The sequence below is a fragment of the Symploca atlantica LB2515 genome, from assembly GCF_052546295.1.
In genome coordinates this window covers 2860162-2873471 of the sequence record NZ_JBQWMT010000001.1, presented here as the reverse complement: position 1 = coordinate 2873471, position 13310 = coordinate 2860162, and the positions used below count along the sequence as shown (strand labels likewise).

At 44.4% G+C, this 13310-nt stretch carries 7 protein-coding genes; 4 read left to right on the top strand and 3 right to left on the bottom strand.

What is annotated here, in order from left to right; translation table 11 throughout:
* Window positions 1–28: 28 nt before the first annotated feature.
* On the bottom strand, window positions 29–1390 hold the full coding sequence (miaB, locus tag ACT7WV_RS11890) for a tRNA (N6-isopentenyl adenosine(37)-C2)-methylthiotransferase MiaB (protein WP_445103094.1): 1362 nt from the start codon (window positions 1388–1390) through the stop codon (window positions 29–31).
* 225 nt (window positions 1391–1615) lie between these two features.
* Here miaB and ACT7WV_RS11885 point away from each other — a divergent pair, with 225 nt between their 5' ends.
* On the top strand, window positions 1616–1759 hold the full coding sequence (locus ACT7WV_RS11885; RefSeq protein WP_445103093.1) for a hypothetical protein: 144 nt from the start codon (window positions 1616–1618) through the stop codon (window positions 1757–1759).
* 526 nt (window positions 1760–2285) lie between these two features.
* Complete coding sequence (locus ACT7WV_RS11880) at window positions 2286–2480, top strand: hypothetical protein (protein ID WP_445103092.1); 195 nt, start codon at window positions 2286–2288, stop codon at window positions 2478–2480.
* Window positions 2481–2494: 14 nt separating this feature from the next.
* Here ACT7WV_RS11880 and ACT7WV_RS11875 read toward each other — a convergent pair whose 3' ends face one another.
* A complete protein-coding gene (locus ACT7WV_RS11875) occupies window positions 2495–3928 on the bottom strand; it encodes a carotenoid oxygenase family protein (protein ID WP_445103091.1) in 1434 nt (477 codons plus the stop codon).
* A 248-nt stretch (window positions 3929–4176) separates the two neighbouring features.
* On the opposite strand from ACT7WV_RS11875, the gene ACT7WV_RS11870 reads away from it, so the two are divergent.
* Window positions 4177–9639 carry a CHAT domain-containing protein gene (locus ACT7WV_RS11870; RefSeq protein ID WP_445103090.1) on the top strand — a complete coding sequence of 1821 codons (5463 nt, stop codon included), beginning with the start codon at window positions 4177–4179 and terminating at the stop codon, window positions 9637–9639.
* Window positions 9640–9992: 353 nt separating this feature from the next.
* The gene (gene argB, locus ACT7WV_RS11865) at window positions 9993–10886 is read left to right on the top strand and encodes an acetylglutamate kinase (protein ID WP_445105632.1); all 894 of its coding nucleotides are present in this window, start codon (window positions 9993–9995) and stop codon (window positions 10884–10886) included.
* Here argB and ACT7WV_RS11860 read toward each other — a convergent pair.
* Window positions 10876–12867, bottom strand: a complete 1992-nt coding sequence (locus tag ACT7WV_RS11860; RefSeq protein ID WP_445103089.1) for a S8 family peptidase — start codon at window positions 12865–12867, stop codon at window positions 10876–10878. The genes argB and ACT7WV_RS11860 overlap by 11 nt on opposite strands.
* Between the last annotated feature and the right edge of the window lie 443 nt (window positions 12868–13310).

Below are 13310 nucleotides of genomic sequence, written 5' to 3'. Positions count from 1 at the left end.
ATATTCCAGGAGATAAAAGATGATAACATCAAGCACTTGGTATAAGGTTCTTCACTCTTTCACCCGTTAAACTAAAAGCACGCACCTCTGTAATTTTCACCTGCACTAACTGACCTTTTAATTCCTCAATGTTCCCGGTAAAAAAGGTCAAACGATTACCTCTTGTTCGCCCCATTACTTGAGTAGTATCTTTAGAGTTTTGCTCTTCGACTAACACTTCTTCAACACGTCCTAAATAACGCTGTGATGCCTGAGTTGCTGTCACCGAAACTAGACGATTGAGGCGCTGGAGGCGATCGCTTTTGACCTCTTCACTGAGCTGATTATCCCAGATTGCTGCTGGTGTGCCAGGACGCGGTGAATAAGCAGCAGTATTAATCAAATCAAAACCAATGTCTTCTACTAATTTCAGCGTATTTTCCAACTGTTCCTCTGTCTCACCAGGGAAACCGACAATGGCATCAGCACTAATCGCAGCATCCGGCATATACTCGCGAATGGTCTTAATGATGCGGCGATATTTCTCGTGAGTATAGCCCCGCGACATCGCCTTGAGCATCTCGTTATCCCCAGATTGGAAAGGAATATGGAAGTGTTGACACACCCTGGGTAACTCCTTGCAGGCGCGGATTAGCCTTTCGGTAAAGTAGCGGGGGTGACTGGTAGCGAAGCGGATGCGCTCAATTCCTGGCACATCATGAACATAATATAGTAAATCTGTCAAGGTGTGCTGATGACGCCCCGACTCAGTAACCCCTGGTAAGTCACGCCCATAGGCATCAATATTTTGCCCTAGTAAGGTTATTTCTTTGTAACCCTGACGCCCCAATTCCTCCATTTGGGCCCGAATTACTTCCGGGGTGCGAGACTGCTCTATACCTCGCACATTGGGAACCACACAGTAAGTACAGCGCTCATTGCAACCATAAATCACATTCACCCAGGCAGTGACAGTGCTATCACGGCGGGGTTTGGTGATATCTTCGACAATATTAATCGATTCTGTGGCGACTACCTGATTGCCATCAAATACTTGCTCTAGTAAATCACCTAAACGATTGGCATGTTGGGGCCCCATCACCAAGTCTAATTCTGGCACTCGGCGCAATAGTACTTCTCCCTCTTGCTGGGCGACACATCCAGCCACCACGAGAGTTAAGCCAGGTTCTTCTTGCTTGCGCTTTGCTTGTCTCCCTAAGTAGGAATAAACCTTTTGCTCCGCGCTATCTCGAATGCTGCAGGTATTGTAGAGGATCAAGCTGGCTGCATTAGGGTCTTCTGACCACTCAAAGCCCATATCTTCAAGGATACCAGCCATGCGCTCTGAGTCGGCTTTGTTCATTTGACAGCCGAAAGTAGTGATGTGATAGAGGCGCTTAGAAGTGGTCATTATCAATTACAGCCGAGCGTGTTCAAAGGTTCTCAGCCTTCCATTATAGAAACTGCTGCAAAACTTAGCTGCTTTGAAACAAATATCCTAAGACGATCATTGACCAAAGTTGAGGTGTTGACAGCAGAAGTCTTAGTAGTCTTCACAGCTATTTTTTGATTTTATCCGGATTGAACGCTGCCAGTTCGTATAAACAAAATGGCGACCCTGAACATGAGGTTCACGATGGCGAACTACATTAGTGCTTTTTCACTGCAACATTGCTCAGTATCTGGAGATCAAAACGTGGCTTTTCTCTCTACTTCGCTAATTAACTTTCTCTCTGTTGCTTTAGCTAGCCTGGATGATGGCCGTGGAAGTGGTCGTTAAGTCAATCACCTAATCAGGTTATCACGAGGAGTGCTAAAAGTCTGCTTTGTTTTAGAGAAATTGAGCAATTTACCGAAAACCTGGCTGCTCAAGCCAGGTTTAAGAAGTCGGATAATTATTTCCACTTCCTATCTTTGATTCGCTAGCTCCTGTCTGTCTTACTGTTTTCTTGTATAAAGTATTTTTAATTTTTTAGTAGAAAATAAAAAATACTTGTAGAAAAATATTGACCTATTTTTCTCTCATTAAAGAAAGGAAAGAGTGTTGGCAATTATTAGCTACAAAGCCAGTAACAGAGAGTTTACTAACTATCTACACATCGTTACACGGCGACAATTGTTTACTCTAATGTTGTAAATCATGTCTGGAAAACATGTTATTTACATCACAAACTCATGAGAATAAAACACTACCTGTAGACCTAAAAGTTAATTAAAAGTTAATTATTAAACCTACTTGTAGAGTGCTGTAATTAAGGGTGCATCTAAGGCAATGAAGATGAAAAAATTTAACAAGGATATTTCCCATGGACTTTCACCAGTCCCTGTTATTAGCCAGCCTATTGATAGTTGGTTTAGGGGTCAATTTTCCAGTAGTTAATGATACTGTAGGAAAACTCAATCTATCTGAAACAGTTGAACCAAAATTATTGGTTATCAACTCACAGGAAAGTAGTTGCCCTCGCGGTAGCACACGTAGGGATGATGGTAGCTGTGCTTGAAAACCACTTCATGCTCAAGCCGGTTTCCAGGTGCCATGAAAACTAAAGGGAATGACACTTGGTAACGACAGCCGACATACTGGTTCCTGTTCAAGGGCATTACAATCAAACACCACTACTTGACTAGTGTCGGAATTGCCATCATAGACGACTGTTAGCACCCAACCCTGCTCAGAATTTTGAGTATCCTGGACGTAGATCGGTTCTGTGGGATAGCAATTTTCCCCTAGATCAGCGATTGACAAATTACCACTCTTATTATCAATTCTGGCGATCGCGCCCAACAGCTCCTGACTAATATCTACTCCGTCACGGTGTATAGATAGATAAGTATGGGGTGCAGCTTGCCCTACTTGCTGTTGTGGCACCACGGGGAACTCACAGGCTTTGTCTAACAATTCTTGTAACTGGATCACTTTGCCAGTCTGAGGATTCAGACGTGTTCGCCAGAGAGTTCCTTTAGCTGTTGTCTGAGTTTGACCCGTTGCCACTTCTTGCAAGTACTGATTTGTCTGAAAGTCTCGGTAACGCACAAAATCAACTACGATTGAGCCGTCTGTATCTAGGTAGCCATTGCCGAAGTGCCACTGGAACCAAGGTTCAGTTTCAGAGCGACTTACTAAAGAAAGGGTTTCACGGTCGAAAATTATAACTTGAGTTGCCTGATTTGGCCGCCACTCCAGGGCATCGCTAAAACTACTCAAGCCTACCGCCACAGGAAGCAAATTTAGCCGTACTGGGGGAACAAAAAACACTAGATACGGTCCTGCCATAACAAAATCATGTACTAGAGGCAAACCGTCTAACTCCAATGACCCTTTTTGGATAACTTTGCCAGTTTTATCGCTTTTATAGAGATTGAGTCTTGCTTTGAGTCCAATCGCGACACCAAAGTTAAAAATTTCACCTGTTTTTGGATCCCGCTTGGGATGAGCAGAAAAGGACGCTCCCTCCTGTAGCTGACCCAAATTATCTATGCCCTTAGTCTCCAACATCTGGAGGTCAAGAGCATAGGGATTACCCCCTTCCCAGAGTGCTAAAAGCCGATCAGGTAATGCGAGTACTGAGGTATTGGCTGCATTCTTCACCAATTTACCCCAGCGCTCCCAAATTTGACCTAGTGCCGTCATTCCGTAATTGGTGTAGAGAAATTGACCAGCTTCTGATTCAGCTAAGTAACCAGAAGTTTGTACGTAACGATAGACAGCAGTGGCTCCCGCATCAGTAAAATGCACAGCCAAAATTGCCCCATCCCCATCAAACCAGTGTCCAACTCGCACTCCACCGCGTTCTAGGCATCCGGGGCCATTGCGATAGAGTGAACCCCTTAATCCTTGAGGAATCTTGCCAGAGAGTACAGACAAGGGGGTCAGAGGAAATTCTCTGGCTGGTTTAGCGATCGCCTTTGCCCACGCTTGCTGCGTTGATGGTTGATTGGTTGTTTTCATGGGTTTGCTAGCGGCAATCAGTATCTTACACTACTTTTTTCTCTCACTAGGCAACAGGTACTGCCTGGAATTATTTTACTTAACCAGGAAATAGCAGAAATTTTTTTAATTTGTACTAATCTCTCTGTATAAAGTATAAAAATAGTCTGCTTACCTCGTGTCATACCAAATTCCTCGCTAAAATTCAGCTTGGCAAAGAGGGATCAAGGGGTAAGGCGGCAAATTTAGCCTTACAATCCAGAGATTGGATGAAATCATCTTTGAGGATTTTCAGCAAGTGGTTAACAATTCTGCCAGTGGTGCAAATCATCACCGTTGGATCAGCCCAAGCACAACCGATTAAACCTGCTAATGACGGTACTGGCAGCATTGTCATTCCCCAGGGAAATCAAATAGACATTTCCGGCGGTACTTTGTCTGATAATGGCAGCAATCTATTCCATAGTCTTGAGCAATTCGGGCTGAATGCAGGTCAAATTGTCAACTTTATTTCTTCTCCTCAAATTCAGAATATTTTCAGTCGTGTTGTTGGTGGCAATCCCTCTTTGATTGATGGCTTAATTCAGGTCATTGGAGGAAACTCCAACTTATTTTTAATGAATCCAGCAGGCATTGTCTTTGGTAGAAATGCTCAGCTTAATGTTCCAGGTGCCTTTACTGCGACTACCGCCACAGGAATTGGTTTTGGGGAAGATAATTGGTTTCAGGCTTTTGGCCCAAACGACTACCAGAAACTAATAGGAACTCCCAGTAATTTTGCCTTTGATATTGCCGAACCTGGAAGCATTATTAATGCGGGTGTTTTAACCGTGCCAGAAGGACAAAATCTATCTTTTGTGGGGGGGAGTTTTGTTAACACCGGACAACTCAGAGCAGCAGGAGGTAATATTGTCGTTGCTGCGGTGCCCGGTGAAAATTTAGTACGGATTAGTCAACCTGGACATCTACTGAGTTTGGAGATTGAATCCGGAACAGTAGAGGAACAACTTTTACCCCTTAGTCCCCTAGATTTACCAACTCTGCTCACTGGCACTGCCGGAAAGTTGGAGACAGGGTTAACTTTTGCCCAAGATGGTACTGTGAACCTGACAAATTCTGCTACAAGAGTCTCTACGGCAGCGCAGACGACCATTATTTCCGGAATTGTCGATGTTTCCTCAATTACCTCAGGAGAGACAGGTGGTAGTGTCAATATTCTAGGCAACACCGTCGGGTTACTCGATGCCTATATCAACGCTTCTGGCATAAATGGTGGTGGAACTGTGTTGATTGATGGCAATGGAACTCTACCACAGTCAGGGTGGACATTTATTAGCAGTGGGTCTGTCATTAATGCTGACGCCCTAATCAGTGGTGATGGCGGACAAATCAGTATTTTGGCTAACGAGATAGTAGGATTCTACGGCAACATCAGTGCTCGTAGTCAACTTCCAGAGAAAAATTCTTCCTTATCTTCCCCAGCCGTGGCACAGGAACTAAGTGAGGATAGCAACAGTAGTTCCGTTGAAGTATCTGGCAAGGAAAACCTCATTTTCCAAGGTACTGTTGACCTGAGTGCTGCTGACAGCAGTGCTGGTACTTTACACCTTGCTTCAGATAATATCACCATTACCAACAGCAGTACTGCCACCGACACCCCCGAAGCAACTTTCTATAAGCAAATTTTGGCTGGTGATTCTGATGCAACAACCACTGTTTCTGAAACTACCCTCGAAGGCCTCAGTAAAAACGCTAATCTTCTGTTTGAGGCAACTAATGATATTAAGATTGATAGTCTAGCCAACTCTGTATTAACCTTTGCCACGGGGCCCGGTGGGGTGATTGAGTTTGCCGCAGATGCTGATGGGGACGGCTTTGGTTCTTTTTCCATGAAGACGGCAGACACGATCAGCGCCCAGCAAAGAGATATCATTATTTCCGGTGCTAGTGTAACGGCGGGTTCCATTGATACTAATACTAGTAGCAACAGCATCCCAGGTAACGGTGGTGCAATCAGTTTGGAAGCAACCAACGGCAATATCAGCGCCTACAATTTAAGTTCTGCTGCTTCCTTAAGTGCTGGCAATAGTGGCACTGGGGGAGAAGTTACCCTCAAAGCAGACCAAAATATTAACGTGACAGGTTTAATTACTACCTCTTCTGTTACCAACTATGGTGATGCTAGCGATGGGGGAATAATTAACGTCACGGCTAATGATGGTGATATCTATCTCCATGCTTTAGAGTCTAGTTCTACTGTAGGTTTTGGTGATGCTGCTGATGCGGCACCAATTGAGGTGAATGCGCCTCAGGGGAGTATCAATATTGGCACCATCCAAGCCGAATCTCGCGCGGAAACTTTGGGTAGTGCTGGAAATGGGGGGGGAATTACTCTCAAAGCTAATGATCAGATTACTCTCACTAACCAAATAGATTCCTCGACAATATCTAGCGGCGACGGCACAACGGGCAATGGTGGAGAGATTATTATTGACGCTGGTAGTGGTAATGTCAGTATTGCTGAAGTAACCTCAAGCAGTGGCACGCAAAGCGCGGGAGATATTAATCTAACTGGCAGTGTCACCCTAACTCAACCCAACACTACGCTGACAACAACGGCAGGTAGTGTTGCTGGTAACATCACCTTCAATGACCCGATAAACGGGACTAATAATGGTGATCAGGAGTTAACCTTAAACTCAGGTGCGGGTAAGATTACCTTCAATGGACTCGGCAACAGCGTCCCCCTAGATAACTTAACTATTAATGGTCAGGGTCAGATACAGCTAGCAGGCGACTATACCTTTAAAGACAGCTACACCTTCGACAACCCAGTCAATCTAATTGGTGATGCAACGGTTAACTCTGTTAATCTCCTCGCGTTTAACAGCACACTAGAGGCAGGCTCTCATAATCTTACTCTGACGGCAAATGAAATTAACTTTGCTGATGTGGTATCTAGTAGCAAAAATCTGCATTTGCAGCCATTTACTGCTGATAGCGCGATCGCTATTGGTGGGAGTGAGGGTAGCAATGTCGGCACGTTGGATTTAACAAGTACAGAAGTTGCCTTGCTCAACAATGGCTTAAGCAATCTTACTATTGGCAGAACTGACGGTGGTGGTGCTATTACCCTAGCTGGGGACACTATTTTTCAAGATGCAGTAACACTGCAATCGCCCAAAGGTTTAGGTTCTATTAGCACTCAAGGTTTTACCCTGACGGGCAAATCTGATACTACGATTAATCTGCTAGCTAACCAAGCTATTAGCACTGGCAATATTTTCAATCCTGGTAGAACAATTAATTTAACTAGCAACAGTGGCACTATTGATACTAGTGCAGGAATAATTTTTAGTGGAGGTCTAGCAGCTAATTGTCCTCCTGCTTGTGACGGGGGAAATATTAACCTGAGTGCTGCTGGCAACATTACGACAGGAGATATCAATACTAGTGCCGTTGGTAGCGGTCAAGCTGGGATACTTACTATTAGCAGTGAGGGCGCAATTGATACTACCGCAGGACAGCTTAACTCTAGTGCCAATGGTGGTGATGGAGGGGTGATCAAGCTGAGCACGACTAATCAAATTTCTACTAATCAAATTAACTCTAGTTCTAACGCTGGTAAAGGTGGTGATATCTCCTTAGAAAGCAATAGTTTAGGAGTTACTACTGCTAATCTCAATTCCTCTGGAGGCAATAGTGGTGGAGATATTCAAGTTGAGGGGAATGGTTCATTGAGAGTCCAAAACATTAATGCCAGTGGTGGTTTAGGTAAAGGTGGTAATGTCAGCTTAGTTTCCTCTGGCGACATTGAATTTAACTGGCTTAATGCGGAAGGCGGAGTTACTGGTGGTACTGTTGACATCAATACCGATGGCTTTGTCCAGTCTACCAGTACCTTCGCTGCTACTAATGGTCTAGAAGCAGGTATTTCTTCCTTCGGACTTAATGGTGGAGGCTTGATTACTATCAAGTATGGAGGCAACGGAATTGAGCCTTTTAAAATCGGTAATGCTAGTAAAAATGGTACGGAAGGTGCTATTACTAATGGTGAATCTACGCTAGAGCCTTTTGTATCCTTTTTCTTTAACCACACAGAGGGTAAAATTCGTCTCATGAACGGCGTTGAGTCAACTTTGCCTCCTCTACTAATCACGGAACTGCCGAGTGAGTTATCGATAGAAAGACTAACAGAAGCACCGACTCAATTATTAACGGAATCACTAACAGAAGCACCGACTCAATTATTAACAGAATCACTAACAGAAGCACCGACTCAACTATTAACGGAATCGTTTCCTCAACCTTCAACAGAACCAGTAACTGAGCCTTCGACTAAACTCCTAACGGAAACAGTAACTGAGCAACCTCTTCGCTTGAATGATTTAGCCAACCGACAAAACCAGTCTGGCTCACTATCTGCTCAGGAGGATAACTTTGAGATTGTTAAGAGTGCCGACGAGTTATTCAGCCGTGATTTTCAACAATATTTTGGATTGAGGGAATCTTCCGGTACAACTCTGACAGAGGCTAGAAACCTCCTAAGTCGGATAGAGGACTTTACCCAGATCAAACCAGCGATCATCTATGCTCTCTTTGTCCCAGAAACTATCACCCCCGCCCCACTTTCTAACCATAGCTTAGAGGAAAAAACTTCAGCAGTAACTCAACTTTCACTCTTGCGTTCCCTAACTCCTCAGCCGAGCGATCGCTTAGAGTTGATTATTGTAACAGCCCAGGGAAAACTAATTCGGCGATCGCTCGAAGCTACTAGAGCCGAAGTTCTATCAATGGCGAATCAATTACGCGAAACTGTCACTAATGTTCGCAACCCCACCGGCTATTTAGTCCCAGCTCAAAAGATGTATCAATGGCTGGTAACTCCTTTAGAAGAAGAATTACAACTGTTAGGGATTAAGAATTTAGTTTACATCATGGATGCTGGATTGCGCAGTATTCCTTTAGCAGCACTGCACGATGGTCATCAGTTTATTGTAGAAAAATATAGTGTGGGTTTGATGCCAAGTTTGGGTCTTACAAATACTCGCTACACAAATATCCGTGAGCAACAAGTTTTGGCAATGGGGGCGAGTTATTTTAGCAACAAAATTTCCTTGCCAGCAGTGCCCATGGAGTTGGCTAATATTACCAAAATTTGGTCAGGTAAATCTTTTCTTGACCAAGATTTCACCCTAGAAAACCTCAAGTTACAACGGGCGCAAACCCCTTTTGGTATTATCCACTTAGCAACTCATGCTGAGTTTCAACCAGGTAAACCAAATCAATCTTATATTCAGCTAGCAGATGGTCTGTTGCACCCAGATCAACTAAAGTTTCTGGGGTGGACTAAGCCGCCAGTAGAGTTATTAGTGCTTTCTGCCTGCCGTACTGCTGTCGGAGATACTGAGGCGGAGTTGGGTTTTGCCGGACTAGCCGTTCACGCAGGAGTTAAATCAGCCTTAGCCAGTCTTTGGTACGTCAATGACAAAGGAACGCTAGGACTGATGAGCGAGTTTTACCAGCAGTTGCACAGAACTCCGATTAAAGCCGAAGCTTTGCGAAGAACTCAGGTAGCAATGCTCAAGGGGAAGGTACGTATTGAAGAGGGAGAGTTGGTTACAAGTAAAGCTAAGTTTCCTTTGCCAACAAAGTTACCTGGCCAAGAGGATAGAGATTTTTCTCATCCCTATTACTGGTCTGCTTTTACTATAGTGGGTAATCCTTGGTAGGGTTGTGCTAAATAACAAAATTAATGGCTCTCTAATTCGTAGATAAAATAGGCAGGCGGTTCTCACAATTCGTCAAATCTGGATGCTTAGCAAATGGTTAATTAAAAGTAGAGCTAGCGCTGAAAATTGCTAATAGAAAACGATTAATTGAAACTTGACCTCTCTGAACTTCCCATTGTCAATTTTCTATTTGCCAGATTCCATTTTCCTTCATCAGTAGAAAAAAGTGTTCACGGAAGTCTCCTTCACTCTCCCAAAAAAAGAAGGGAAGCTTCAGTTGGTAAATACTCCCCACTTCCTGCCCCAATGATTTAAACTGCTCTCAACACTTCGTTTAGGCTAAGTTTGTGCCCATGGTAAAAGAGAGCGATTTGTTGAGGGAAGCCGAAGCTACCCGTGTACGAGTACTGAGTGAAGCACTACCCTACATCCAAGACTTTGCTGGTCGGACGGTAGTTGTTAAGTACGGTGGTGCTGCGATGAAAGACAGCACACTCAAAGACAAGGTGATCCGTGACGTGGTTTTCTTGGCCTGCGTCGGTGTGCGACCAGTAGTTGTCCACGGTGGCGGCCCAGAAATTAACAGCTGGCTGGGAAAACTGGGCATTGAGCCACAATTTAAAGATGGTTTGCGGGTAACTGATGCCGCCACAATGGACGTTGTGGAGATGGTATTAGTCGGCCGAGTGAATAAGGAATTGGTTTCCTTGATTAACCGTGCTGGCGGCAGGGCCGTGGGACTTTGCGGCAAAGATGGTGATTTAATCAAAGCTCGTCCTGAGGGTCGAGAAGGGATTGGCTTTGTCGGGGAAGTCAGTAATGTAGATATCAAGCTGATAGAATCCCTGGTTAGTAGTGGCTACATTCCAGTAGTGTCTAGTGTGGCGGCAGACGATACTGGTCAAGCTTACAATATCAATGCTGACACTGTTGCCGGTGAAATTGCTGCTGCTTTGGGGGCAGAAAAGTTGATTTTGCTCACCGACACTGCCGGGATTTTGCAAGATTACCGAGACCCCTCTACCCTAATTGCCAGACTTGATATTCAAAAAGCACGAGAACTGATTGTCAGTGGCGTAGTTGGTGGTGGCATGATTCCTAAGGTAAATTGTTGTGTGCGATCGCTTGCCCAAGGCGTTAAAGCCGCACACATTATTGATGGTCGCATCCCCCACGCACTGCTCTTGGAAATTTTCACCAATAAGGGGATAGGCTCGATGATTTTAGCCTCGGAATTTACGAGTTAAGTTGAGAGTCGTGCTTTTGTTTGAAGCGTAAACCGGCACCCAAAAAACCAACTGCTAATAAGCCCAGTGCAGAAGCAGGTTCAGGTACAGTCTCCGGTTCCACTAAGGCTCCTACTGCCCGATCAGCCTGGATCAGACCGTAGCCACTATCGAAGTCGAAACCAGGACTGTTCATCTCGATAGCAGTGTCCTGGAGGGTTGTGTAAATAGCTTCAGGACGAGTTCCCGGTGCAGCCTCTAGCATTAAGGCTGCTACCCCAGCCGCATGGGCAACAGAAGCCGATGTGCCGAAAAAGTTCGGCAAGCCATCTCCTTCGATATCTGGCCCAGAAACAAAGAAGGTGGTATTCGTGCCATCTGGGGCGACAAAATCTGGCTTGAGGCGGATTTCCGGTTCTGCCAAGCGATTGCCCGCCGTGTCGAACAGGATGGGGGTGGGCCCTGCTGAAGAGAAAAACTCTAGCAGTGGTGGATTTTGACCAAATTCAGGCGTTTCTTGGTAAAAGGCAGCCCCGACTACTCCAGCCTTAGCCGCATTCTTATGCCCGAATACTGTGCCACTGTTAGTTTCGTACTCGTTAATTGCACTTTGGAAGCCAAAAATCATGTACTTCATCAATTCTGGAGCAGAACCAGCAGATTTAGAAATTGCTAGGTTGAACTCGTCTGTACCGAATGACCCATCATTGAAAAAGACGAATTGCTCCAGTGGATCTTGACCGATGTTACTAAAAGTGCTGCTAGCCAAGATGGTGCTGCCAGTACTATCCAACAAGAAAATATCCAGATCGTTAGAGGAACCAGCGCCGCCACTGACAGAGAAGAAAGGCTCGTCCCACTGAAAGGAAATGCCAGAAACCGTATTGCTGGGGAGTGTAATACTTTGCAAAATATCCACCCCTTCTCCTGGATCAAAATCATGGAACTCACCGAATTGAGAGCTGGATATGGCACTGCTATTAAAACCTTTTTCGTAGGAGGTACGCCCCCTGTTACCGGCTGAGGTAAAGTAAGCAGCCCCATTATCTACTACTTGGTCAACTGCCTGAGCGATAATCCCATCTTGAAACATCGGCTCAGCTAGGTTGAATATATCGTCTACAATCACATTGGCTCCTGCGTCGGCTAGTGCCATAATGCCGTTAGCAAACCTTGCTTGACTAGCAAAGTTAAACTCAACAGGAAACACCGTTTGGAAAGCTAAGTCAGCACCAGGAGCAATGTCATGAATTAGTTGCGCCAACGCACGACCCTCATCAATGCCGCCGCTAGGCAAGTCTTCTAGCACCTCAACACCTTCTGAGGGTAGGTCACCGTTAGCTATATCGGCTGCGGCACCGCCTAGATTATTAAAGCTGTCTGAGAGTATACCTACCTTGACGCCAGTTCCATCTACACCAAACTGCGAACGGGCAACATCGGCACGCATTGCCACATCACCTTGACTAGTAACTAACCCCAGATCAGTAAATGCATAAGCCGCTGGTCTAGCGAATTTAAGGCTTTTCAAGTTTGCCATTTCGCCGATAGACTCAATAGGAAGCAAACCAGAAACATAGCGACCGAAAGTCGAGCCATCTTGCAACCCCAACTTTTGTAAATCATTCAGTAGAGCATTGGTATGCTCAGAAGCAACGGCGTCAATAAGTACTTTGCCGTTATGTACTGGCAGTAAAGATTCAGATGATCGAAAGCTCGCATTTGTGGCATTTAATAAATCTGTTTGAGGGTTACTGGAAAAGAGCCAAGCTAAGTCGTAGCCTACTTTAGTCATTACTCCTTCTTTCCCAGTAGGGTTAGGAGTGCCAGCAAATGTAATTGCATCAATATTGTCCGTCCAGCTTGCTATGGAGCGAAAATTAGCAGCATTTGCTTGGGGTTCGGCAATCAAAGAGGTGAGCAATCCCACAGTAGAGGCAATAGCAAAAGACCGGATAGATTGGGAGTAACCCTTGTTTTTGCAGAGATAATTAGTGGTCATTGATACTTTTATGTGGTGAAAGAATGTTGATTTTCAAGGTAGACACACCCAATCACCGGCAACCATTAATTAGGTGAAAATAGTTGCCAATTAAATATATGTATTCGATATAAAAGCAATCATTTTGCTAGGGATAGCACTCTGTTGACCGTGTAGTGAAATTAGAAAATTAATTGCCTGAAGAGTATCAGAATTTTAGCTAGAATCACCTAATTTCATGGGATTCGTTTTATTTACTTAGCAAGTAGCATCGGGCTATTTTTGTTTGGTAATCAGATATTTTTTGTTAATTAATCTATCTAATTGTTTATATTTAGTCGTTTGTTTAAGTCAAGAAAATACAGTAATACTCAAACATCAAAGCCTCAATAAATTATTGAAGTTACATTGAATTAATCAGCGCATTGCTTAACTGATTTAGTAAGTTCAAGTAATTGATATTA

What these genes read in the sequence shown, in the direction of transcription:
- miaB (WP_445103094.1), bottom strand. Translation starts at nt 1,390, where the DNA reads ATGACCACTTCTAAGCGCCTCTATCACATCACTACTTTCGGCTGTCAA.
- ACT7WV_RS11885 (WP_445103093.1), top strand. Translation starts at nt 1,616, where the DNA reads ATGGCGAACTACATTAGTGCTTTTTCACTGCAACATTGCTCAGTATCT.
- ACT7WV_RS11880 (WP_445103092.1), top strand. Translation starts at nt 2,286, where the DNA reads ATGGACTTTCACCAGTCCCTGTTATTAGCCAGCCTATTGATAGTTGGT.
- ACT7WV_RS11875 (WP_445103091.1), bottom strand. Translation starts at nt 3,928, where the DNA reads ATGAAAACAACCAATCAACCATCAACGCAGCAAGCGTGGGCAAAGGCG.
- ACT7WV_RS11870 (WP_445103090.1), top strand. Translation starts at nt 4,177, where the DNA reads ATGAAATCATCTTTGAGGATTTTCAGCAAGTGGTTAACAATTCTGCCA.
- argB (WP_445105632.1), top strand. Translation starts at nt 9,993, where the DNA reads ATGGTAAAAGAGAGCGATTTGTTGAGGGAAGCCGAAGCTACCCGTGTA.
- ACT7WV_RS11860 (WP_445103089.1), bottom strand. Translation starts at nt 12,867, where the DNA reads ATGACCACTAATTATCTCTGCAAAAACAAGGGTTACTCCCAATCTATC.